Origin of the sequence: Arsenicicoccus sp. oral taxon 190 (assembly GCF_001189535.1) — a bacterium.
Taxonomy (GTDB): Bacteria; Actinomycetota; Actinomycetes; order Actinomycetales; family Dermatophilaceae; genus Arsenicicoccus.
This window is the reverse complement of record NZ_CP012070.1, coordinates 46,561-69,905: the sequence shown is the minus strand read 5'-3', so window position 1 is coordinate 69,905 and position 23,345 is coordinate 46,561. Positions and strand designations below refer to the sequence as shown.

The 23,345-nt window shown below is 73.6% G+C and carries 22 protein-coding genes; 19 read left to right on the top strand and 3 right to left on the bottom strand.

Annotated elements, in window-relative coordinates:
- Position 1: 1 nt before the first annotated feature.
- The 9 genes from alr (at position 2) to ADJ73_RS00270 (ending at position 7,868) form a co-directional block, all read left to right on the top strand.
- Positions 2–1,165, top strand: coding sequence for an alanine racemase (gene alr / locus ADJ73_RS00310; RefSeq protein WP_050346596.1), 1,164 nt, complete (start codon positions 2–4; stop codon positions 1,163–1,165).
- Positions 1,150–2,565: an alpha/beta fold hydrolase gene (locus ADJ73_RS00305; protein ID WP_050346595.1), complete on the top strand. Its 1,416-nt coding sequence runs from the start codon at positions 1,150–1,152 to the stop codon at positions 2,563–2,565. The genes alr and ADJ73_RS00305 overlap by 16 nt, the downstream gene beginning before the upstream one ends.
- The gene (gene tsaE / locus ADJ73_RS00300; protein ID WP_253272622.1) at positions 2,562–3,050 is read left to right on the top strand and encodes a tRNA (adenosine(37)-N6)-threonylcarbamoyltransferase complex ATPase subunit type 1 TsaE; all 489 of its coding nucleotides are present in this window, start codon (positions 2,562–2,564) and stop codon (positions 3,048–3,050) included. The genes ADJ73_RS00305 and tsaE overlap by 4 nt, the downstream gene beginning before the upstream one ends.
- Positions 3,051–3,055: 5 nt before the next feature.
- The gene (locus ADJ73_RS00295) at positions 3,056–3,445 is read left to right on the top strand and encodes a PPOX class F420-dependent oxidoreductase (protein ID WP_050346594.1); all 390 of its coding nucleotides are present in this window, start codon (positions 3,056–3,058) and stop codon (positions 3,443–3,445) included.
- 28 nt (positions 3,446–3,473) lie between these two features.
- Positions 3,474–4,712: an MFS transporter gene (locus tag ADJ73_RS00290; protein ID WP_253272621.1), complete on the top strand. Its 1,239-nt coding sequence runs from the start codon at positions 3,474–3,476 to the stop codon at positions 4,710–4,712.
- Positions 4,713–4,785: 73 nt separating this feature from the next.
- The gene (gene tsaB / locus ADJ73_RS00285; protein ID WP_050346593.1) at positions 4,786–5,457 is read left to right on the top strand and encodes a tRNA (adenosine(37)-N6)-threonylcarbamoyltransferase complex dimerization subunit type 1 TsaB; all 672 of its coding nucleotides are present in this window, start codon (positions 4,786–4,788) and stop codon (positions 5,455–5,457) included.
- 1 nt (position 5,458) lies between these two features.
- Complete coding sequence (gene rimI / locus ADJ73_RS16765; RefSeq protein ID WP_050346592.1) at positions 5,459–5,947, top strand: ribosomal protein S18-alanine N-acetyltransferase; 489 nt, start codon at positions 5,459–5,461, stop codon at positions 5,945–5,947.
- Positions 5,944–6,993 (top strand): tRNA (adenosine(37)-N6)-threonylcarbamoyltransferase complex transferase subunit TsaD, encoded by a 1,050-nt coding sequence (gene tsaD / locus ADJ73_RS00275; protein WP_050346591.1) that lies wholly within the window; start codon positions 5,944–5,946, stop codon positions 6,991–6,993. The genes rimI and tsaD overlap by 4 nt, the downstream gene beginning before the upstream one ends.
- 44 nt (positions 6,994–7,037) lie before the next feature.
- Positions 7,038–7,868, top strand: a complete 831-nt coding sequence (locus ADJ73_RS00270; protein ID WP_050346590.1) for a ribokinase — start codon at positions 7,038–7,040, stop codon at positions 7,866–7,868.
- A gap of 108 nt (positions 7,869–7,976) precedes the next feature.
- Here the strand turns inward: ADJ73_RS00270 and ADJ73_RS00265 are convergent, their stop codons facing one another.
- Positions 7,977–9,194 (bottom strand): THUMP-like domain-containing protein, encoded by a 1,218-nt coding sequence (locus ADJ73_RS00265; RefSeq protein ID WP_050346589.1) that lies wholly within the window; start codon positions 9,192–9,194, stop codon positions 7,977–7,979.
- Between the two features lie 214 nt (positions 9,195–9,408).
- Between ADJ73_RS00265 and groES the strand changes: the two genes are divergently transcribed.
- On the top strand, positions 9,409–9,702 hold the full coding sequence (gene groES, locus ADJ73_RS00260; protein ID WP_050346588.1) for a co-chaperone GroES: 294 nt from the start codon (positions 9,409–9,411) through the stop codon (positions 9,700–9,702).
- A 99-nt stretch (positions 9,703–9,801) separates the two neighbouring features.
- Positions 9,802–11,421: a chaperonin GroEL gene (gene groL / locus ADJ73_RS00255; protein ID WP_050346587.1), complete on the top strand. Its 1,620-nt coding sequence runs from the start codon at positions 9,802–9,804 to the stop codon at positions 11,419–11,421.
- Positions 11,422–11,582: 161 nt separating this feature from the next.
- Here the strand turns inward: groL and ADJ73_RS00250 are convergent, their stop codons facing one another.
- Entirely contained in the window at positions 11,583–11,861 is a 279-nt protein-coding gene (locus ADJ73_RS00250; protein ID WP_050346586.1) for a WhiB family transcriptional regulator, read from the bottom strand.
- A 506-nt stretch (positions 11,862–12,367) separates the two neighbouring features.
- Here ADJ73_RS00250 and ADJ73_RS00245 point away from each other — a divergent pair.
- From ADJ73_RS00245 to ADJ73_RS00215, 7 genes are all read left to right on the top strand, one after another.
- Complete coding sequence (locus tag ADJ73_RS00245; protein WP_050346585.1) at positions 12,368–13,345, top strand: MerR family transcriptional regulator; 978 nt, start codon at positions 12,368–12,370, stop codon at positions 13,343–13,345.
- A 165-nt stretch (positions 13,346–13,510) separates the two neighbouring features.
- Positions 13,511–14,113: a response regulator transcription factor gene (locus ADJ73_RS00240; protein WP_050346584.1), complete on the top strand. Its 603-nt coding sequence runs from the start codon at positions 13,511–13,513 to the stop codon at positions 14,111–14,113.
- A 154-nt stretch (positions 14,114–14,267) separates the two neighbouring features.
- A complete protein-coding gene (gene shbA / locus ADJ73_RS00235; RefSeq protein WP_253272620.1) occupies positions 14,268–14,882 on the top strand; it encodes an RNA polymerase sigma factor ShbA in 615 nt (204 codons plus the stop codon).
- A complete protein-coding gene (locus ADJ73_RS00230) occupies positions 14,863–15,945 on the top strand; it encodes a hypothetical protein (protein WP_050346583.1) in 1,083 nt (360 codons plus the stop codon). Before shbA ends, ADJ73_RS00230 begins: the two co-directional genes overlap by 20 nt.
- Positions 15,946–15,979: 34 nt before the next feature.
- Complete coding sequence (guaB, locus tag ADJ73_RS00225) at positions 15,980–17,500, top strand: IMP dehydrogenase (RefSeq protein ID WP_050346582.1); 1,521 nt, start codon at positions 15,980–15,982, stop codon at positions 17,498–17,500.
- 30 nt (positions 17,501–17,530) lie between these two features.
- A complete protein-coding gene (locus ADJ73_RS00220; RefSeq protein WP_050346581.1) occupies positions 17,531–18,652 on the top strand; it encodes a GuaB3 family IMP dehydrogenase-related protein in 1,122 nt (373 codons plus the stop codon).
- A 287-nt stretch (positions 18,653–18,939) separates the two neighbouring features.
- Positions 18,940–20,220 (top strand): aminotransferase class I/II-fold pyridoxal phosphate-dependent enzyme, encoded by a 1,281-nt coding sequence (locus ADJ73_RS00215; protein WP_050346580.1) that lies wholly within the window; start codon positions 18,940–18,942, stop codon positions 20,218–20,220.
- Here ADJ73_RS00215 and ADJ73_RS00210 read toward each other — a convergent pair.
- A complete protein-coding gene (locus tag ADJ73_RS00210; RefSeq protein WP_156188042.1) occupies positions 20,180–21,601 on the bottom strand; it encodes a glycosyltransferase 87 family protein in 1,422 nt (473 codons plus the stop codon). The two genes, ADJ73_RS00215 and ADJ73_RS00210, sit on opposite strands and share 41 nt — an antisense overlap.
- Before the next feature lie 93 nt (positions 21,602–21,694).
- Here ADJ73_RS00210 and ADJ73_RS00205 point away from each other — a divergent pair, with 93 nt between their 5' ends.
- The gene (locus tag ADJ73_RS00205; protein ID WP_082176632.1) at positions 21,695–23,314 is read left to right on the top strand and encodes a succinic semialdehyde dehydrogenase; all 1,620 of its coding nucleotides are present in this window, start codon (positions 21,695–21,697) and stop codon (positions 23,312–23,314) included.
- Positions 23,315–23,345 lie beyond the last annotated feature (31 nt).

Here is a 23,345-nt window from a genome sequence, read left to right as displayed (position 1 = left end):
CATGACCGGGGTCACCTATGCGGGCGAGCTGTGCATCGACCTCGCCGCGATCAGCGACAACACGCGCCGCCTCGACGAGCTCGCCGGCAGCGCCGGTGTGATGGCCGTCGTCAAGGCCGGCGGCTACGGCCACGGCCTGGTGCCCTCGGCCCTGGCGGCCCTGCGCGGCGGGGCGACCTGGTTGGGTGTGGCCCAGCTGGCGGAGGCGCTGGCGCTGCGGGCCGCCGGCATCACCGCCCCCGTGCTGTCCTGGCTCTACGTGCCGGGCGCCGACCTCGAGGCGGCCGTGGCCGCGGAGGTCGACCTCGCGGTGTCGGCGCCGTGGGGGCTGGAGGCCGTCGCCGAGGCCGCCCGCGCCACCGAGCGCACCGCGCGGGTCCACCTCAAGGTCGACACCGGCCTCGGGCGCAACGGCGTGCTGCACGGCCAGGCCTACACCGACCTGCTGCACCGCGCCCGGGCGCTGGAGGCCGAGGGCGCCGTCGCGGTGGTCGGGATCATGCAGCACTTCGCCTACGCCGACTCGCCCGGGCACCCCGAGGTGCTGGCGCAGGTGGCGAGGTTCGACGAGGCGGTGGCGCAAGCCGAGGCCGCAGGGTGCCGCCCGCAGGTGCGTCACGTCGCCAACTCCGCCGCCACGCTGACCAACCCGAGCCTCGCCTACGACCTGGTGCGCCCCGGCCTCGCGGTCTACGGGCTGTCCCCGGTGCCCGACCTCGGCGGGCCGCAGGACTACGGCCTCACCCCGGCCATGACGTGGACAGCGCCGCTGTCCCAGGTCAAGGCGGTCCCCGCCGGCCAGGGCCTGTCCTACGGCCACGAGTACCACACCCCCACGGACACCCTCGTCGGGGTGCTGCCGCTGGGCTATGCCGACGGGCTGCCCCGCGCGGCGACCAACGTGGGCCCGGTCCAGGTGGCGGGGGAGCGGCATACGGTCTCGGGTCGCGTCTGCATGGACCAGGTGGTGATCGACCTAGGACCGGACAGCCCGGCGCAGGCCGGGGACCGGTGCGTGCTGTGGGGCACCGGCCGCGACGGCGAACCCACCGCCCAGGACTGGGCGGACGCGACCGGGACCATCAGCTACGAGCTGATCACCCGGGTCGGGGAGCGGGTGCCGCGGCGCTACCTCGGGGCGGAGGCGACGTGGCCGCTCCGCTGAACCCGATCACCCGCGCCATCACCGGGGTCGGCCTCGGGCTCGGGGCGGTCGCCGCGGGCGCCGCCGCCGGCCTCACCTCCCGGTCGCGGTCCATCGCCCCGGAGGCCGAGGACACCTACGACCTGCTCGCCGACGAGGAGCACGTCGTCGTCGCGGAGGACGGCACCGTGCTGCACGTCGAGGTGGACGTGCCGGCCGAGGTCGACCCGAGCCGACCGACGGTCGTGCTGTCGCACGGCTACACGCTGTCCACCAAGGCGTGGGTCTTCGTGCGGCGGCGGCTCAAGGCGGCCGGCTACCGCGTCGTCGCGTGGGACCAGCGCGGGCACGGCCGCTCGGGGGTGGGCTCGCGCGACTCCTACCGCATCGACGTGCTCGCCCAGGACCTCAGGTCCGTCATCGAGGCGACCACCCCGGAGGGCACGCTGGCGCTGGTGGGGCACTCGATGGGCGGGATGACCCAGATGGGCCTCGCCCGGCAGTACCCCACCCTCGTCACCGAGCGCTGCGTGGCCGTGGCCTTTGTCGCGACCAGCAGCGGCGGGACCGGGGACCTGCGGGTCCAGCTCGGCGACGCCTTCGGGCGGGCCGCGCAACGCGTCGGGCCCTACGCGCTCGCACCGCTCGCGGGCCGGCAGGGTTTCGTCGACCAGGCGCGGCGGGTGGCGCGGCAGGCCGAGGACTTCCTCACCTACCGCTACTCCTTCCACTCCCCGGTGCCGCTGAGCCTGCTGCGGTATGCCTCGGACATGATCATGGCCACCCCCGTGGAGGTGATGCAGGGCTTCCTGCGCACCCTGTCCCAGCACGACGAGCGCACGGCTCTGGAGACCTTCGCCGGGATCGAGGCGCTGGTCATCAACGGCGCCGACGACCTCATGACGCCGCCGCGGCACAGCGAGGAGATCGTGAGGCTGCTGCCCGCTGCGGAGCACGTCGTGGTCACCGACGCCGGGCACCTCATCATGCTCGAGCACCCCGACCTGGTGAGCGACCAGATCCTCGCGATGCTGCAGCGGGCCTCCCGGCACGAGCGGAGCGGCCTCAAGGCGACCGAGAGCGACGAGCGCGACCGGCGCGACGAGCCGCGCCGCGGGGGGCGCGTGCAGGTCACCGACCTCGGGCACCGACGGGCGTCGTTGTCGCGCGAGCAGCAGCGCCGGCGGCGCGAGCAGCTGGACCGGACCCGCGAGCAGCTCGACCGGACCCGCGCCCAGGTGGAGCGCTCCGCCGAGCGGCTGTCCCGCCAGGCCCAGGCGTTGGTCCGGGAGGCGCATCCGCAGCGCCCGCCCCGACCCGCCGGGCCGGCGCCGCGGACGGCCGGGCCGGCGCCGCGGACCGCCACGCCCGCACCCGACCGGACGGACGGGACCCCGACCCCCTCCCAGGAGGACCCATGACGGCACCGATGACGGCCCCCCTGACCGTGACCCTGCCCACCGCGGCGGACACCCAGGCCCTCGGCCGACGGCTCGGCGCGCTGCTGCGTGCCGGCGACCTGCTGCTGCTGACCGGTGAACTCGGGGCCGGCAAGACCACCCTCACCCAGGGCCTCGCCGAGGGGCTCGGGGTCCGCGGCCCCATCACGTCCCCGACCTTCGTCATCGCGCGGGTCCACCCCTCGCTGGTCGCGGGGCCGCCGCTGGTCCACGTCGACGCCTACCGGCTCTCGGGGGCGCTGGACTTCGACGACCTCGACCTGGACGCCTCGGTGGAGGAGTCCGTGACGGTGGTCGAGTGGGGCCACGGGGTCGCCGAGCTGCTCTCCGAGGACTACCTGGAGGTGGAGCTGACCGGGGAGGACGAGCGGGTCGCGAGGTTCACCGCGCACGGGCCCCGGTGGGTCGGCTCACCCGACCTCGAGGCGCTGCGTGGCCTAGGGTGAGCCCCATGCCGACCCCCACGCTCACCGCCCTCGCCCACGAGCGGTTCGTGTCGTTGACGACCTCCCGCCGGGACGGGCGCGGCGTGGCCACCCCCGTGTGGGTCGCGCGGGACGGCGACGCCCTGGTCGTCATCACCCCGGAGGGCACCGGCAAGCTCAAGCGGCTGCGGCATACCTCCCGGGTGACGCTGCGCCCCTGCGACCGGCGCGGCCGGGTCGCCCCGGACGCCCCCACCGTGGAGGGGACCGCGACCGTGTCGGACGACCCGTGGACGGTGTCGCGGGTGCGGGAGATCCTCGCCGCGAAGTACGGCCTGGAGTTCCGGGTCTTCATGGCGATCGAGCGGATCCTCAAGCGGGGCAACCCGTCCCGCGCGGTCATCACGATCCGGTGAGGGTGCCTCCCGAGGCGGGAGCACCGCCGTGGGCCTGCTGACCCGTCTCGGTTTCCCCGCCGTGGGGGACCACCGCCGGTTCGTCACCGCGATCGGCGTGGACGCCATCGGCAGCGGCGTCTTCATGCCGGTGTCCGTGCTCTACTTCCTGCGCACCACGGCGATCCCGCTCGAGGAGGCCGGGCTCGCGCTGTCCGTCGCGGCCGCGATCTCCCTGCCCGTGGTGCTGCTCGTCGGGCACCTCGTCGACCTAGTCGGAGCCAAGCGGGTCCTGCTGGCCGCCAACGCGATCCAAGCCGTCGGCTACGCCGGCTACCTGCTGGTCGAGGCGCGCTGGCAGATGCAGGTCGTGACCGCCCTCGTCGCCATCGGCCAGGCCGCCTTCTGGGCGTCCTACTCACCGACCGTCGCCGCCATCACCCGGCCCGGAGAGCGCGAGCTCTGGTACGGCTTCCTCGGTGCGCTGCGCAACCTCGGCTTCGCGGTGGGCGGACTCGTGGCGGGCCTCGCCATCACGATCGGCACCTCGACGGCCTTCCATCTCGTCGTGGCGGCGGACGCGGCGTCATACGTGCTCGCACTGGTGCTCCTGCTCGGGGTGCCCGCGCACGCCCCGGTGCGCTCGGGAGAGCGCGCCAACCCCCTGGCCGGGTTGACGATGGTGCTGCGGGACAGGCCTTTTGGCGCGCTGATCGTCGCCAACGGCGGCTATGCCCTGTGCGGGCTCGCGCTCAACTACGCGATGCCGATCTATGCGGCCGAGATGCTGCGGCTGCCCGGGTGGGTGACCGGCGCGATCTTCACGATCAACACGGTGATGGTGGGCCTCGGGCAGGGGCTCGTGGTGCGGGCGATGACGGGTCACCGGCGGCACCGGGTGATGGCGCTGGCCAACGTGGCCTACGCCGTCGGTTTCGTGGTGATGGCCGCGGCGGGGTGGCTGCCGGTGGGCGCGGCCGTCGTCGGGGTGCTGGTCGCGACCGTCGTCTACACGCTGGGGGAGCTGCTGGGCGGGCCGGTGCTGACGACGGTGGCCGTCGACTCGCGGCCGGCGGAGCTGCGGGGCCGCTACATGGCGGCCTACCAGCTGTCCTGGAATCTCGCCTCCATCGTGGGGCCGGTCGGGTTCGCGTGGCTGCTGGCGCGCGGGCCGGCGCCGGTGTGGGTCGTGCTGACGGTGGTGTCGCTGGCGGGGGTCGCGATGGCGCCGTTGCTGGCGCGGGTGCTGCCGGTGGCGGCGGCCCGGGTGACCAACGCAGCGAGCTGACCTACCGGCGGCCGCTCGATCAGCCTGGGGAGCGAAGGCCGGTCGATCCGCCTACCGCCGGTAGGGTTGTCGAGTGCTGCTTGCCATCGACACCTCCACCTCCGCCATCTCGGTGGCCCTGCACGACGGCACGACCACGGTGGCCGAGCGCACCGTCCTCGACGCCCGCGCCCACGGCGAGCTCGTCGCCCCCGGCATCGCCGGCTGCCTCGCCGACGCCGGGCTGACCGCGCGCGAGGTCGACGCGGTGGTCGCCGGCACCGGACCCGGTCCTTTCACGGGCCTACGGGTCGGCATCGTCACGGCGCGGGTCTTCGCCCTCGCGCGCTCGATCCCCGTGCACGGCCTGTGCTCCCTCGACGCGCTCGCCCACGAGGCCGCGAGCACGATGCTGCGTGGCACGGACCGATTCGTGGTCGCGACGGATGCGCGCCGCAAGGAGGTCTACTGGTGCGGTTATCGGGTCAAGTCCGGTGTGCTGGTCCGCGAGTCCGACCCGGCCGTATGCCGCCCCGCCGACCTCGCCCCCCTGCTCGACGGACGCGCGGTCGTCGGCCGGGGGCCCGTGCTCTACCCCGAGCAGCTGGGGGAGCCCCTCGACGGCGCCCCGCTCGACGTGTCCGCCGGATCCTTGGCCGACCTGGCCGCCCGCCGGCTGGCCCGCGGCGAGGACCTGTCCGACACCACCCCGCTCTACCTGCGCCGGCCCGACGCCGTCCCGTCGGCGCCCGCCGCGGGAGCCTGACGTGCTGCGCGAGCTGCGCTGGACCGACATCCCTCGCCTCGCCGAGCTGGAGCGCGAGGCCTTCGCCGACGACGCGTGGACCGAGCAGGCCTGGTGGGCCGAGCTCGCCGAACGCCCCCGACGCGACTACGTCGTGTGGGACGACCCGGCGCGTGGCGGCGTGGTGGGCTATGCCGGGCTCGACCACGGCACCGACGTCGCCGACGTGATGACGGTCGCAGTCGCCCCGGCGGCCCGCGGGCTCGGCCTCGGCCGGCGGCTGCTCGACGAGCTCGTCGACCGCGCCGCGGGTGGCGGCGCCGAGGCTCTGCTGCTCGAGGTCCGCGCCGACAACGCCGCGGCGCGAGCGCTCTACGACCGCAGCGGCTTCGAGACGATCAGCGTGCGCCGCCGCTACTACCAGCCCGGTGACGTGGACGCGCTGGTGATGCGCCGCCACCTGCCCGGCATACGACCTGATGACCCCGCGACCCAGGGAGAGTCCGCATGACCCGCACCGACGAGCCCCTCGTCCTCGGCATCGAGACCTCGTGCGACGAGACCGGCGTCGGGATCGTGCGCGGGCAGACGCTGCTCGTCGACGCGATCGCCAGCTCGGTCGACGAGCACGCGAGATTCGGCGGGGTGGTGCCCGAGGTGGCCTCCCGCGCGCACCTGGAGGCGATGATCCCGACGATCGAGCGCGCCTGCCGGGAGGCCAAGGTGCGCCTCGAAGACCTCGACGCCATCGCCGTGACCTCCGGGCCCGGGCTGGCCGGTGCCCTGCTCGTGGGGGTCGCGGCCGCCAAGGCGCTCGCCGTGGCCCTCGGCAAGCCGTTGTATGGCGTCAACCACCTCGCGTCCCACGTCGCCGTCGACATGCTGCAGCACGGGCCGCTGCCGGAACCGTCGCTGGCGCTGCTCGTCTCCGGCGGTCACTCCAACCTGCTGCTCGTGCCGGACATCACGCACGACGTGCGCCACCTCGGGCAGACCATCGACGACGCGGCGGGGGAGGCCTTCGACAAGGTGGCCCGGGTGCTCGGGCTCGGCTTCCCCGGCGGCCCGCACATCGACCGGGCCGCGCGCGAGGGGCAGATCGTCATCGACTTCCCGCGGGGGCTGACGGCGGGGAAGGACCTGGAGCGGCACCGCTACGACTACTCGTTCTCAGGGCTCAAGACGGCCGTCTCACGCTGGGTGCGGGCCAAGCAGGAGGCAGACGAGCACGTGCCGGTGGCGGACGTCGCCGCGAGCTTCCAGGAGGCGGTGGTCGACGTGCTCACCCGCAAGGCCCTGCTCGCCTGCCGGGAGCACGACGTCACCGACCTGGTCGTCGGGGGCGGCGTGGCCGCCAACTCCCGGCTGCGGGCCCTCGCCCAGGAGCGCTGCGACGCGGCGGGCGTGCGGCTGCGGGTGCCGCGCCCGGGGCTGTGCACCGACAACGGCGCGATGGTCGCGGCGCTCGGCGCCGAGATGGTCGCCCGGGGCCGCGAACCCTCCGACCTCGGCCTGCCCGCGGACTCCTCGCTGCCGGTCACGACCGTCTCCGTCTGAGGCGCCGGTCGACCGCAGCACCCGCGATGGGCAGGATGGGGCGCATGAGCCGCGTCTACGTCCTCGGGTCCCTCAACGTCGACCTCACCACCACGGTGCACCGACTGCCCCGCCCCGGCGAGACCATCGTGGGCGGCTCCACCCGGCGCACGGCCGGCGGCAAGGGCGGCAATCAGGCGATCGCGGCGGCGGCAACGGGTGCGGAGGTCGTGATGGTCGCGGCCATCGGTGGGGACGAGGCCGGGGCGGCATACCGAGATCGTTTGCAGGACAACATGATCGACGTATCACACGTGCGGGTCGTGGAGGGTGAGACCACCGGTCACGCCTACATCACCGTGGACCTCGAGGGGGAGAACCTCATCGTCGTCAGCCCCGGCGCCAACGCCGAGCTGTCGCCGCACCACATGGGGGTCCTGGACACGATGGCGGCCGGCGACGTGCTGCTCGTGAGCCTCGAGGTGCCGATCGAGACGGTGGCGGCGGCCGCGCGGCGGGTGTCGACGAGGGACATCCGCGTGGTGGTCAACGCCGCGCCCTACCACCACCTGCCGGTGGACGTCGTCGAGGTCGCGGACCCGTTGGTCGTCAACGAGCACGAGGCGTTGGAGCTGGCCGACGACGGGGCGTTCCCGGCGTCGCTGCTCGTGACCTTCGGTGCCGCCGGGGTGTCCTGGATGGGCGTCGAGCACCCGGCCACGCCGGTCCCGCCGGAGCAGGTGGTGGACACGACCGGTGCGGGGGATGCGTTCTGCGGCGCGCTGGCCGGACACCTCGCGCTGGGGGCGACGCACGAGGAGGCGGTGGCGGCCGCGCTGGCGGCCGGCGCCGACGCGGTGAAGCACGCCGGAGCCCAACGCAGCGCGCTGCTCTGACCACTCACCCGCGCACCTCCCCTCCCCGCGATCGTGGTCGGTTTTGGTGCGTGGGCGACCAAAGGGGACCACGATCTCGGGAGGGTGGGAGGGGAGGGGGGCTGGGGGTCAGGCTGGGGTGACGTGGATCGCCGTGGGGCGCCCGGCCATGCGGGTGAGGATCAGCGTGGCGGGCCGCGAGCCCTTGAGCCTCAGCGTCCTGCGCAGACGGTCCGGGTCGACGTCCACGCCGCGCTTCTTGAGGGTGACGGTGGCGCAGTCGATCCCGCGCAGGTAGGCACGGATCGCCTTGTCCTGCAGCGGGATCTGCTCCACGACCCGAAACCTCCTGGCCCACGGGAGGTCTCGCTCGACCCCCGCCGTCACGTAACCGACCCCGTCGTCGAGCTCGACGCCCCCGGTCCGGGCCTCCAGGGCGCCGACCAGACCCGCCCGCAGCACCGCGCGGTCCGGCTCGTAGATCCACTCGGCCAGCCCCTGCGGGACGCCCGGGCGGTCCGCCGGGACGTCGTCCTCGGTCACGACGGCCGCTGTGGGGGAGGCGATCTCGCCACCCATCACCAGCGCCGTGCGCCCGTCGTGACGGGCGGCGGCGCCCCACCACAGCGTGCACTCGAGGACCTCGCCGCGCCAGGACACCCACTGCGCCTCGGTGCCCTCGGGCCGGGCCGCGTGGGCGAAGGCCGGTGAGAGCTTGGCCCCCGCCGCCGGGACCCGGCCCGCGACGTCCTGCACAAGCTCCCAGGACGGGGCCAGGTCGTCGAGCCGGAAGGTCCTGCGCGTCCGTCCCGTCGCGTCGGCGACCCCGGGGGTGCGTCGGGCCGGGTCGAGCCAGACGGCCGTATGCCGGTCCCCGCCGGCCAGCTCGCCCGCCACCTCCTCCGCGCGGGCGCACCGCACCTCGCGCCCCAGGTTGTGCGTCGCGAGCGTGGCGGTGACCTCGTCGGCATCGATCGCGTCGACCACCGACCCCGCCGCCGCCATCGCCCGGCCGTCCAGGGCGAGACCGCAGCCCAGGTCGAGCACCCGCTCGGCGCCCGCGTCCCGCAGCCGCGCGGCGTGGTGGGCCGCGATGGCCGGGCGGGTGGCCTGCTCGAGCCCGTCGACGGTCAGCAGCAGCTCGTCGACCGCGTCGCCGAGCTTGGTGCGGCCCCGGGTCCGCAGCATCGACTGGGTGAGCACCGCCGCGACCTGGTCGGCGTCGAGACCCGTGCGGCGCAGTCGCTGGGAGGTGGCGAGGGCGGCGCTGTCGGCATACGGGCCCAGACCGGCGAGGATGGCGAGCGCCTCGGGCGAGGTGAGCCACCGGGCCGTCGCGAGATCCATGCCGCCATCCTCTCTCACGCTCGAGCTGCGCTGGCACTCGACTTGACCGAGTGCCAAGGGCTTCCTAGATTGTGGGTTAGCACTCTCGACAGGCAAGTGCTAACCGGTTCTGAGCTGGTCGACCCCCGCGACGGCGACCATCGACGGCCGATCAGCACGTCGAGGGCCACCACATCTGTCCACTCTCGACATTCCCGAAGGGGAGGTCACCACAGTGTCGGTTTCCATCAAGCCGCTCGAGGACCGCATCGTCGTCAAGTCCGTCGAGGCCGAGCAGACCACCGCGTCCGGCCTGGTCATCCCGGACACCGCCAAGGAGAAGCCCCAGGAGGGCGAGGTCCTGGCCATCGGCCCCGGCCGCATCGACGACAAGGGCAACCGCGTCCCCATGGACGTGCAGGTCGGCGACAAGGTCATCTACTCCAAGTACGGCGGCACCGAGGTCAAGTTCGGTGGTCAGGAGTACCTCATCCTGAGCGCCCGCGACGTCCTCGCCGTCGTGGGCTGACGGCTGATCGCCCACCACTGACGTCTGGGAGCCCCGGCCCGAGCCTTCGCGGCTGGGGGCCGGGGCTCTCGTCATACACCTAGAGACAGAAGGACACTCATGGCCAAGACGCTTGAGTTCAACGACGACGCGCGCAAGTCCCTCGAGCGCGGCGTCGACGCCCTCGCCAACGCCGTCAAGGTGACGCTCGGCCCCAAGGGCCGCAACGTCGTCATCGACAAGAAGTGGGGCGCCCCCACCATCACCAACGACGGCGTGACCATCGCCCGCGAGGTGGAGCTGGACGACCCCTACGAGAACCTCGGCGCGCAGCTCGCCAAGGAGGTCGCCACCAAGACCAACGACATCGCCGGTGACGGCACCACCACCGCGACCGTGCTCGCCCAGGCCATGGTCAAGGAGGGCCTGCGCAACGTGGCCGCCGGCGCCGCCCCGGCCGGCGTCAAGCGCGGCATGGACAAGGCCGTCGACGCCGTGTCCGAGCGGCTGCTCGCCAACGCCCGCGAGATCGAGTCCAAGGACGAGATCGCCAAGGTCGCCGCCCTGTCCGCCCAGAACGACGAGGTCGGCTCGCTCATCGCGGACGCCTTCGACAAGGTCGGCAAGGACGGCGTCATCACGGTGGAGGAGTCCTCGACCGCGTCCACCGAGCTCGAGTTCACCGAGGGCATGCAGTTCGACAAGGGCTACATCTCCCCCTACTTCGTCTCCGACCCGGAGCGCATGGAGGCCGTCCTCGAGGACGCCTACGTCCTGATCAACCAGGGCAAGGTCTCGGCGATCGCCGACATCCTGCCGCTGCTGGAGAAGGTCGTGCAGGCCGGCAAGCCGCTGCTGATCATCGCCGAGGACGTCGACGGCGAGGCGCTGTCCACCCTGGTGGTCAACAAGATCCGCGGCACCTTCAACGTGGTGGCCGTCAAGGCCCCCGGCTTCGGTGACCGTCGCAAGGCGATGCTCGCCGACATCGCGGTCCTCACCGGTGGCCAGGTCGTCGCCGAGGAGGTCGGCCTCAAGCTCGACCAGGTCGGTCTCGAGGTGCTCGGCCAGGCCCGTCGCGTGGTCGTCTCCAAGGACAACACCACGATCATCGACGGCTCGGGCGACACCGACGCGGTCAACGGTCGCGTGGCCGAGATCAAGGCCGAGATCGAGCGCACCGACTCCGACTGGGACCGTGAGAAGCTCCAGGAGCGTCTCGCCAAGCTCGCCGGTGGCGTCTGCGTCATCAAGGTCGGCGCCCACACCGAGGTGGAGCTCAAGGAGAAGAAGCACCGCATCGAGGACGCCATCTCCGCGACCCGCGCCGCGATCGAGGAGGGCATCGTCGCCGGCGGTGGCTCGGCCCTGGTCCACGCGGTCAGCGCCATCGACGAGCTCGGGCTGACGGACGACGAGGCCACCGGTGCCAACATCGTCCGCAAGGCCGCGGCGGAGCCGCTGCGCTGGATCGCCGAGAACGCCGGGCTCGAGGGCTACGTCGCCGTCCACAAGGTCGGCGAGCTCGAGGTCGGCACGGGTCTGGACGCCGCCTCCGGGGAGTACGTCGACCTGGTCAAGGCCGGCATCATCGACCCGGTCAAGGTGACCCGCTCGGCGCTGCGCAACGCCGCGTCGATCGCCTCGATGGTCCTGACGACCGACACCCTCGTGGTCGAGAAGCCGGAGGAGGAGCCTGCCGCTCCCGCCGGTGGCCACGGGCACGGTCACGGCCACTGATCGCCCGGTCGGGTCCCCGACGACCTGACCGTATGCCGAAGGCCGCCCACCCCCTCGCGGGGCGTGGGCGGCCTTCGTCGTGCGTGCCGGGCAGCGCGGCCTCCCGGGGAGCTCCGGCCTGAGCGCCGGCGCGAGCTGCCGGCTGAGCTGTGAGGGGGGCCTCAGGCGATCGCGGCGTAGTAGGACTCGCGCTCGTCCTCGGTCATGCCGCCCCAGACGCCATACGGCTCGCGCACCCGCAGGGCGTGCTCGCGGCACTGCTCGAGCACGGGACAGGCGATGCAGACGGCCTTGGCGGCGCCGTCGCGGTTGCGCCGGGCGGGGCCGCGCTCGCCCTCGGGGTGGAAGAACACGTCGGGGTTCTCACGGCGGCAGGATCCCTGCAGCTGCCAGTCCCACTGGTCGGCGACGGGTCCGGGAAGGCGGCTGATCTCGGCCATGACGTGCTCCTGGTCCGGGCGGGTGTCACACCGCCGACGTGGGCCGGGAGCCGGGTCAATCATCATCCGTTTGCAACGCATAATGATGTAATGACCGACATACTCACGAGTAACCTCAAGAACTCGCGCAGGTCCGGACCGCGCCGCCGGGGTCGACGGTGCTGAGCTGACGGTGTTGAACCTACCCGCGAAATCGTGCTGACTTCAAGGGGTGATGGCAGCCATTGCAGCCGATGTGACGAGTTCGTCAACGTGTGCATAAACTTCCGTCACATTGTGTATTGGATTCCGACGCTCGGTCATTGTTGTGGCATGCGGGTGGATTGCCCGAGACCGAGGGTTAACGAACCGTCGACGCGGGTTGGCTAGAGGATGACCGAAGAGCGTTGCAGGCGATTGACAGGCTCGTCGACAGCGGTCACGGTGTCGGCGACGCGAGCGCTGCGGCGGCTGCGTCGACGGCCCGCCTTCCGGCAGCGGCCCCGGCCGGAGAGGAGAGGGACGGCATGGGTGGTGACGACGCGACGCCGACGCGGGGCGGGGGCTACGAGAGCCTCACGGTGGCCGCCGTCGCACGCATGGTGGGGGTGGCCCCGTCCACGCTGCGCACGTGGGCCCGCCGATACGGCCTCGAACCCTCCGAGCACCGCTCGGGCCTGCACCGCCGATACTCCGAGCGCGACGTGGCCCGGTTGCGCTACATGCGGGGCCTCACCCAGTCGGGCATGACCTCCCGGGACGCGGCGCAGCGGGCGATGGCCGCCACCCCCGAGGAGCTGTCGGCGACCCCGGCGCCGGGCCGGCCGCTGTCCCTGGCCGGCCCCACGGGGGTGCCGGTGGACGGCCGCCGCCGTCCCGGCCCGATGCAGGACTGGGCGCGTCCGATCGAGGTGACACCCGCCGTGGCGACGTTGCTGAGCACGCTGGGCATCGCCGACGCGCGCGGCAGCACCTCGCTGCTGCGGCTGGCCCTGCGGGACCTCGGGGCCGCCCGCACCTGGGACGAGCGGGTCCTCCCCGCCCGCACCGCCGTACGGCGCCTCAGCCCGACCGCCCAGGAGCGCGGCGAGGCCCTGCTGGCGTCGTCCACCGTCGCTGCGGTGGGCGAGGTCAGGCTGCCGCGGGCGCGCCGCAACGCCGTGCCGGTGCACGTGGTGTGCCTGCCCGGGCACGACGACCCCGCGGCGCGCCGGCTCCTCGTGGCCGCGCTCGCGGAGCGGTCCATCGAGGTGGACGCGCTGTCGCTCGGTCTGAGCGCGGCCACCGCCATGCGGGCCGTCGCGGCCGGGGTGCCCGGCCTGCTGGTCGTCCAGGTGGGCGAGGGGCCGGTCGCGAGCCAGCTCGCCGGGCGGTTGCGCCAGCTCGGGCAGGGAGGGGACCAGGTCCACTGGGGCGAGGGCTGGGTCCACTGGCCCGGACAGACCGGGGGGATGGTCGACCTGGTCCGGGTCGTCGAGGCCGCGACCTGCCCGGCGGCGCCGTGAGGGGTGGTCCCCGGGGGGTGCCCGGTGGGGGAGCCGCGAGGGTGCGGGGTAGCGTCGCCCAGGTCAGGGAATGCTGCCCCCAACATCCACAAAGGCCTGAAAATCACGGATACGTGAGTCAATATGACTCTTGGTAACCTGATGTAACCCGACCGGAGGCATGACATGACGACCGTGATGGTGTGCGACGACGCGCCGCTCACCCGCGAGGTGATGATGCGTCGCATCGGCTCGCTGCCGGGCGTGACCCGCGTGTGCGGGGCCTCCTCGGGCGAAGAGCTCCTCGCGAAGTACGCCACCGAGCAGCCGGCCCTCACCCTCACCGACCTGCGCATGCCCGGCATGGGCGGCCTGGACGCGGTCAAGCGCCTGCTGGCGCTGCGCCCCACGGCCCAGGTCATGATGATGACGCTCGCGGAGGACATCGACGGCGTGGCCCGCGCCCTGGGTTACGGCGCCAAGGGCTATGTCATGAAGGACTCCACCCGCGAGGAGCTGGCCGTGGCCCTGGCGCCCTTCATCGGCGAGGCCATGCCCCGGCCCCATCGGGGCGGCGCGATGCCGGGCGCCACCGCGACGCTGACCACCCGCGAGCTGGAGGTGCTGCGGGGGATGAGCCAGGGGCAGAGCAACGCCGAGATCGGCGCCGAGCTCTACCTCACCGAGGACACCATCAAGACCCACGCGCGCCGGCTCTTCCGCAAGCTCGACGCCTCCGACCGGGCCCACGCCGTGGCCATCGCCTACCGGTCCGGCCTCATCAGCTGACGCGATTTGTCCCGTCCTGGGCGCTGGAGGGCCTAGGCTTGAGGTGGTGCGCGCCGTCGGCGTGCCCTGCCACGAGCCAAGGGAGGTGTCGATGAGTGCTCCGGAGTCTGTAACACCGCGACCCGACTCATCGATGTCCTCCGGGGGAGCCGCGGTGCGGTCCTCGGACATCGTGTCCGCGGCTGCGCGTGGTGACTCCGCTGCCCTGCAGGCGCTGCTGACGGACGTCCGTCGCATCGCCTACCGCTACTGCCGAGCGCGGCTGGGCGGCCTGCCCGCCGGGATCCAGGCCGCTGACGACGCCGCCCAGGAGGTGTGTGTCGCCGTGCTGCGCTCGTTGCCGCGCTACGAGGACCGAGGCCTCCCGTTCGAGGCCTTCGTCTACGGCATCGCCTCCAACAAGGTGGCCGACGCGATGCGCACGACGCTGCGGGCGCCGGAGCCCACGCCGGAGGTGCCCGACGCCCTCGACGTCGACGCCGACCCGCTGGCCGGCGTCATCCGGGCCGAGCGGAGCTCGGACACCTGGGCACTGCTGGACCAGCTCACCCCCGTCCAGCGCGAGATCATCACCCTGCGTGTCGCCGTCGGCATGACCGCCGACGAGGTGGCCGCCTCGCTCGGCATGACCCCCGGCGCCGTCCGCGTGGCCCAGCACCGTGCTCTCGGTCGGCTGCGCAGCATCGTGTCCGAGGACCAGGGGGACCGGTGGGACCAGGGGGACCAGGGGGACCAGGAAGGAGGCGACCGTGACGCGTCGTCCCGATGAGCCTCGTCCCTCGCTGTCGCTGGTGCACTCCGACGACGAGGTCGTCCAGCGACTGTCCGAGCGGGCCCTCGAGCCCGCGGACGCCACCGACCCCGTCGTGAGCGCCCTCGGCGACTGGGCCGCGGCCATCGACCGCGACCTGCCCGCCGACCTGCGCGAGGAGCCGCTGCCGGCCCCGTCGCGCCGCACCGTCATCGTCACCCGGGCAGGCGTCGCCGCCAGCGTGGCCGCCGTCGTGCTGTCCGGGGTGTCCGTCGCCGCGGCAGCCAACGAGGGCGGCATCTCCGGCTTCATGCACAAGGCCGAGCGGGCCGTCGAGCTGGGCGTCGCCGCCCCCCGGCCCGCAGACCCCGCCGTGCTCGCCACCGCCGACGTCACCACCTCTGCCGTCGACCGCAGCGCCACCCGCAAGGCCCTGCTGCTCGCCCAGCAGCGGCTGGCCGCCGGGGACCAGGACGGCGCGGGCGCGGTGCTCGCCCTCGTCCAGGACCAGCTGCAGCGGGACCCCGGCGCGCTGGACGACGCCGACCGGACGCTGCTCTCGACGCTGCGCGACACCCTGCAGTCCGCCGTCGTGGCGGCCCCCGCGGCCACGCAGACCGGCTCGGACCGCACGCCGCGCCCGGGCGCGACGTCCGCGGCCGGCCGCGCACCCGCGACGGCCGGTGGGACCGGGCCGACGCGTCCGCCCGCGCCCGAGGACAAGACCGCGGCGGCCCGGCCCACGAGCCCTGCGTCGCCGTCCCCGGCCTCGCCCTCCCCGACCTCGCCGGCGAGCCCCAGCACGTCGCCCACGCGGCCCACGCCGGCGCCGACCACGCCCGCGCCGACGACCCCGCCCACGCGACCGTCCACGCCGACCGCGCCGCCGACGACCCCCAGCCAGCCGCCCACGTCGCCGACCAACGTCCCGCCGTCCCCCACCGGCCCCGCGCCCTCGCCGACGGCGTCGGTCAGCCCGACGACGCGGCAGGAGGTGGTGCCGACGCCGAGCCGCACCACCTTGCCGATCGCCTCGCTGACGCGGGGGCTGGGGGAGTCCGAGCGCACGCCGCGCCCCTGACCGGGCACCCCCGTCCGGTCGATAAACTGGGGCCATGAGCCTCGAGGACAACCACGCCGTGCCGGACAAGTTCGCCACCCTGGGCCTGACCTACGACGACGTCCTGCTGCTGCCGGGCGAGACCGACGTGATCCCGAGCGAGGTCGACACCACGACCCGCCTCACCCGAGAGCTCAGCATCCGCGTGCCCCTGGTCTCCGCCGCCATGGACACCGTGACCGAGGCCCGGATGGCCATCGCCATGGCCAGGCAGGGTGGGCTCGGCATACTGCACCGCAACCTCAGCATCGAGGACCAGGCCTACCAGGTGGACCTGGTCAAGCGAACCCAGACCGGGCGCATCACCAACCCCGTCACCATCGGCCCGGACGCCACGCTGGAGGAGCTGGACCAGCTGTGCGGGGAGTACCGCATCTCCGGGCTGCCCGTCGTCGACGAGGGCAACCACCTGCTCGGGATGTGCACCAACCGCGACCTGCGGTTCACCCCCGTCGCGGAGTGGGGCAGCACCCTCGTCCGTGACGTCATGACCCCGATGCCGCTGGTCACCGCCCCCGTCGACATCTCCCACGAGGACGCCACCGCGATCCTGCGCCAGCACAAGCGGGAGCGGCTCCCGCTGGTCGACGGCGAGGGGCGCCTGGCCGGACTGATCACGGTGAAGGACTTCGTGAAGTCCGAGCAGTTCCCCCTGGCCAGCAAGGACGCGCAGGGTCGGCTGCTGGTCGGCGCCGCGGTCGGCTACTTCGGGGAGGCCTGGCAGCGGGCCACCACGCTGATCGACGCGGGCGTCGACGTGCTCGTCGTGGACACCGCCCACGGGCACGCGAGGCTGCTGCTCGACATGATCCGCCGGCTCAAGGCGGACCCGGCCACCTCCCACGTCCAGATCATCGGCGGCAACGTCGCCACGCGTGAGGGGGCGGCCGCGCTCGTCGACGCGGGGGTCGACGCCGTCAAGGTCGGGGTCGGGCCCGGCTCCATCTGCACCACCCGCATCGTCGCCGGGGTCGGCGTGCCGCAGCTCACCGCCGTCCACGAGGCCTCGCAGGCCGCCACCGCCGCGGGCGTGCCCGTGATCGCCGACGGCGGCCTGCAGTACTCCGGCGACATCGCCAAGGCCCTCGTCGCCGGCGCCAGCTCCGTCATGGTGGGCTCGCTGCTCGCCGGCTGCGAGGAGAGCCCCGGCGAGCTGATCTTCGTCAACGGCAAGCAGTTCAAGACCTACCGCGGCATGGGGTCGCTCGGCGCCATGAGCTCGCGGGGCAAGAAGTCCTACTCCAAGGACCGCTACTTCCAGGCCGACGTGACCAGCGACGACCAGCTGGTCCCGGAGGGCATCGAGGGCAAGGTCGCCTACCGCGGCACGCTGCAGGCCGTCGCCCACCAGCTGGTCGGAGGCCTGCACCAGTCGATGTTCTACGTCGGAGCGCGCACCATCCCCGAGCTGCAGGACAAGGGCCGCTTCGTGCGCATCACCTCGGCCGGCCTCAAGGAGTCCCACCCGCACGACGTGCAGATGATCGCCGAGGCCCCCAACTACACGGGCCGCTGAGGGCCCCACCCCACGAGACAAGGACACCACGTGACCGAGATCGAGATCGGCAGGGGCAAGCGCGCCCGTCAGGCCTACACGCTGGACGACATCGCCATCGTCCCGTCCCGGCGGACCCGCGACCCCGAGGAGGTCTCGGTCTCCTGGCAGATCGACGCCTACCACTTCGAGCTGCCCATCGTCGCGGCGCCCATGGACTCGGTGGTCTCGCCGGAGTCCGCGATCGCCTTCGGCCGGCTCGGTGGTCTGGGCGTGCTCGACCTCGAGGGGCTGTGGACGCGGTATGACGACGCCCAGCCGCTGCTCGACGAGATCGCCTCGCTCGAGGGGGAGGGCGCGATCCGCCGGATGCAGGAGATCTACGCCGAGCCCATCAAGCCCGACCTGATCACGGCGCGGCTGCAGCAGATCCGCGACGCCGGCGTCACGGTCGCCGGCGCGCTGTCGCCGCAGCGGACCCAGGAGCACTGGCGCACCGTCGTCGACGCGGGCTGCGACCTGTTCGTCATACGAGGCACCACCGTCTCGGCGGAGCACGTCTCCAGCCGGCAGGAGCCGCTCAACCTGAAGCGCTTCATCTACGAGCTGGACGTGCCGGTGATCGTGGGCGGCGCCGCGACCTACCAGGCGGCGCTGCACCTGATGCGCACCGGGGCGGCCGGCGTGCTCGTCGGTTTCGGCGGCGGGGCGGCGAGCACGACCCGGCAGACGCTGGGCATCCACGCGCCGATGGCCACCGCGATCGCGGACGTGGCGGCGGCACGGCGTGACTACCTCGACGAGTCGGGCGGGCGCTACGTCCACGTCATCGCCGACGGCTCGGTGGCTCGCAGCGGCGACATCGTCAAGGCGGTGGCCTGCGGCTCCGACGCCGTGATGATCGGGGCCGGCCTGGCGCGGGCCAGCGACGCCCCCGGCGGTGGCTTCCACTGGGGGTCCGAGGCTCGCCACGAGCAGCTGCCGCGGGGCGCGCGGGTGCGGGTGGGTGCGTCGGCGCCGTTGCAGGAGGTGCTCTTCGGGCCGGCGCACAACGCGGACGGCACCACCAACCTGATCGGTGCGCTGCGGCGCGCGATGGCCACGACGGGCTACAGCGACCTCAAGGAGTTCCAGCGTGTGGAGGTCGTGGTCAATCCGTACACCGCTCAGTGACGGTCGAGCGGTGACGAAGGGCGTAGCGGAGGCCTGGCCCCGAGGTACGAGGGGCACGGCCGGAGCGGAGTCCGAGGAGCTGAGTGAAGGAGGTTCCGCTCAGTGACGAGCGGCGCCCGACCGCGCGTGATTGGTCACCAATGACGTCTCGGGGGCCGATGTGATCGATCCACGACGCCATTGGTGACCAATGGCGCAGCCGGGGGTGGGGTGAGCGGCGCGCGCGGCATACGGGCTGGATCGGTAGGGTCGGGTGAGCCGAGCCACCCGAGTCACCGGAGGACACCGTGAACCACCCGACCGTCGACCCCCAGCGGCTGCGCGAGGCCCGGGACCGTGCCCGCCGCGATCATGCGGCCGCCAAGGACTCGGGGCTGCGGCTGGACATCACCCGCGGCAAGCCGTGCTCGGCCCAGCTGGATCTGAGCGAGCCGATGCTCGACATCCTCCACGCGGGGGACCACGTGACCGACACCGAGGGTGACCTGCGCAACTACAGCCCGACGCAGGGGCTCGCCGAGCTGCGGGCGATCTTCGCGCCGCTGCTCGACGTGACGCCGGAGCAGCTGGTGGTCCGCGACAACTCGTCGCTGTCGCTGATGCACCAGTGCGTCGCGGCGTCGTTCTTCCACGCCCCGCCCGGCGGCGAGGGCGGCTGGGCCGGCCAGACCGTGCGGTTCCTGGCGCCCGTGCCCGGCTACGACCGTCACTTCACGGTGTCCTCGGAGCTCGGCGTCGAGCTCGTCACCGTGCCGATGACCCCCGACGGTCCCGACATGGACCTGGTCGAGGAGCTCGTCGCCAAGGACCCGACGATCAAGGGCATGTGGTGCGTGCCGAAGTACTCCAACCCGACGGGCGTCACCTACTCCTCGGAGACGGTGCGGCGCCTCGCGGCGATGGAGACGGCGGCGCCGGACTTCCGCATCTACTGGGACAACGCCTACGCGATCCACCACCTGCGCAGCACCGAGGCGCAGCTCGACCCGATCCTGCAGGCGTGCGCCGAGGCCGGGCACCCGGACCGGGCGTTCGTCTTCGGGTCGACGTCCAAGGTGACCTTCGCCGGCGGCGGCATCTCGTTCTTCGCGTCGTCCCCGGCCAACGTGGCGTGGTACCTCAAGCGCGACGGCTTCCGCTCGATCGGGCCGGACAAGCTCAACCAGCTGCGCCACCTGCGGTTCTTCGGGTCGACCGAGGGCGTGGCCGCGCACATGCAGAAGCACCGGGAGATCCTCGAGCCGAAGTTCGACGCGGTGCTGCGTCACCTCGAGAAGGACCTCGGCGACCTGGGCGTCGCGGAGTGGACCGACCCGGACGGCGGCTACTTCGTCAGCCTGGACGTCGTCCCGGGGACGGCGGGACGGGTCGTGGAGCTCGCCCAGGAGGCGGGTGTGGCCCTGACGCCGGCGGGCGCGACCTTCCCGGGCGGGGTGGACCCCGACGACCGCAACATCCGGATCGCCCCGACCATGCCGACCACCGACGACCTGGAGACGGCGATGACGGTCCTCACCGCGTGCGTCGTCATCGCGGCGGCGGAGCGTCTGCTCGACGACGAGCGGTGAAGTAGATCACGAGGAGCGCGGCGGCGTAGGCCACGGGGGTCGCCGGGTAGGCCCCGTGGCCGCCGTACGCGCAGTAGCCGGCGACCGCGAGCGCCAGCCACTCCCACCGGCCGGCGAGCACGGCCAGCGCGACGAGGGGCAGGGCGTACCACGCCAGGACGGGCGTCGTCGTGAGCAGCAGCGCCCCGAAGAGGTAGAGCGCCGGCCGGGCCGGGTCCTCCCGGTCCGGCCGGTCGCGGCGTCCGAGCACGACCCACGCCGCGACGGCCAGGCAGATCGCGATGGCCAGCGGGTTGGCGACCTCGAGGGGCAGCACGAGCGCCAGCAGCGAGGCGCGGTTCTCCCCGCCCTCCTCGGCGAGGTAGCCGTCCAGGCTGCCCTTGATGGCGGGCCCGACGGCCAGGTAGTGCGGCAGGTACCCGGCCGCGAGGACCCCGAGGGCGGTCACGCCCACGACGAGCGAGCGCCGTATGCCGTGCCACGCGCCCGCGGGGCCGCCGCCCGGCCGTGGGTACCGCCACGGCGTGAAGGCCGGCAGCATGGCGAGCGGCGTGAGCTTGACGCCGGCGGCGAGGCCGACCAGCGTGCCCACGAGCAGCGCGTGGCGGCGGTGGACGGCGGCCCCCGCGGCGAGCACGACGAGGGCCGCAACGAGCACGTCGACGTGTCCGCCGTTGCCGGCCTCGAGCACGACCGTGGGACACCAGGCCCAGACGAGCGCCTCCAGCGGGTCCCGGCCGCGCTGCCGCAGGGCGCGGGCGAGCAGCACCGCCGTGCCGACGGCGACGAGCGCCCCGGCGACCTGGAAACCCTTGCTGCCCCAGGACCACGGCGTGACGGCGGACACCGCCGTGTAGTAGGCCTCGGCCACCGGGGGATAGGGCGTGAGGAACCGCGGCCGGGAGATCGGGGAGCGGGGGTCGTTGCGGGCATACTCCAGCACCCCGGCCCGGTCCTCGGGCAGCGGCTCGGTGGTGAACCCCGACGGCTCGTCGGGGCGCAGGCCGGGGAAGAGGATCGGGTCCCGCAGGTGCGCCAGCCGGTCGTCGAAGGGCACGTAGCGGTAGGGGTCGACGCCGGACGCCTGCACCCGCCCGTCCCACACGTAGCGGTTGAGGTCGGTCGAGCTGCTGGGCGCGAAGAACAGGCCGGGCAGCTGCACCGCGAGCGCCGCGAGCGCGACGACGCGCAGCGGGGTGCGGCTCTGCGCGCGCTCGCTCTCGCGCGCGCGGAAGAACCACCGGACCACGAGGCCGAAGACCACCCACGCCGGCAGCGACACCAGCAGGTACAGCCACCGCCGCGAGTCGGTGTTGCCGACGGACAGCACCCCCAGGTAGGTCACCGCCATGATCGCGGTGCCCCGCACGACTCGTCTCACGGGGGACAGCCTGCCAAACCCGGCGGCGACGACGGCGCCGCCGGGCCGGGGACGGCCCGGGGGTCTGTCGGTGCCGCGTAGTACGGTCTGGCCATGAGCGACCTCGCCACCGCGCCCTCCGCCACCCGCGCTGCCGCCGGCAACCCCGTCGTGGGCGGGGCGCCACGGCATACGGTCGACCAGGCGTGGATCGACGAGGTGAGCCGGCAGGTGGTCTCGGACGGCTCCCTGCCGCCCGCGACCCTGTCCACCCCCCTGACGGGGGAGGCGCTCGGTGTGATCGCGCAGTCCTCCCGCAGCGACGTGGAGGCCGCGGTGCGGGCCGGCCGGATGGCGCAGGCGCGGTGGGCGCGCACCCGCCTCGCCGACCGGTCCGCCATCATGCTGCGCTTCCACGACCTGGTGCTGGAGCGGCAGAGCGAGCTGCTGGACCTGGTCCAGCTGGAGTCGGGCAAGGCGAGGTTCCACGCGTTCGAGGAGGTGGCGGACACCGCGATGGTGGCGCGGCACTACGCCCGCCACCTGCCCGGATACCTGGCGGGGACGTCCGCGCAGGGTGGGCTGCCGTTCCTGACGATGGCGCGGGCCGCGCGCCGGCCCAAGGGGGTCGTGGGGGTCGTCGCGCCGTGGAACTACCCGCTGTCCATGTCGATCACCGACGCCCTGCCGGCCCTGCTCGCGGGCAACGCCGTCGTGCTGCGGCCCGACAACCGCGCCGCGCTCAGCTGCCTGACGGCGGTGCGCCTGCTGGAGGAGGCGGGGCTGCCCGAGGGCGTCCTGCTGGTCGTGCTGGGCGAGGGGCCGGGCGCGGGGCAGGCCGTGGTCGAGCTCGCGGACTACGTCTGCTTCACCGGGTCCACCGCCACCGGCCGCCACGTGGCGAGGACCTGCGCCGAGCGGCTCGTCGGGTGCTCCCTCGAGCTCGGCGGCAAGAACCCCCTCTACGTCGCCGCCGACGCCGACCTGGACCGCGCGGCCCGGGGTGCGGTCACGGCCGCCTTCTCCAGCGCCGGCCAGCTGTGCATCTCCGCCGAGCGGATCGTGTGCCACGAGGCGGTGGCCGACGAGTTCACGCGCCGGTTCGTGGCGCTCACGCGACAGCTGCGGCTGTCCGTGGACCTGGCGTACGGCGCCGACATGGGCTCGCTCGCCGGGCCGCAGCAGCTCGCCACCGTGGTCGAGCACGTGGAGGACGCCCGGGCCAAGGGCGCCACCGTGCTCGCCGGCGGGCGCGCCCGGCCCGACGTGGGTCCCTACGTCTACGAGCCGACGGTGCTGACCGGGGTCACCCCCGACATGGCCTGCGGCCGCGGCGAGACCTTCGGCCCGGTGGTGTCGATCTACCGGGCCCGCGACGAGCGCACCGCCATCGCGATGTGCAACGACACCGACTACGGCCTCAACGCCTCGGTGTGGACCCGCGACGTCCGCCGCGGCAAGGAGCTGGCCCGGCGCATCGACGCCGGGACCGTCGGCGTCAACGACGGCTACGCGTCGGCGTGGTCCGCGGTGGGCGCCCCGATGGGCGGCATGAAGCAGTCCGGCCTGGGGCGCCGTCACGGGGCCGAGGGGCTGCGCAAGTACACCGAGGAGCAGACCGTCGCGGTGCAGCGGCTGGTCCCGATCCAGGGGCCGCCCGGTGTCGACCAAGCCCGGTGGACGACGATGCTCAGCGACGGGCTGCGGACGCTGCGCAGCATCGGCTGGCGCTGACGCGGGGTTTCTGCCCGGCCCGCGCCGGCGG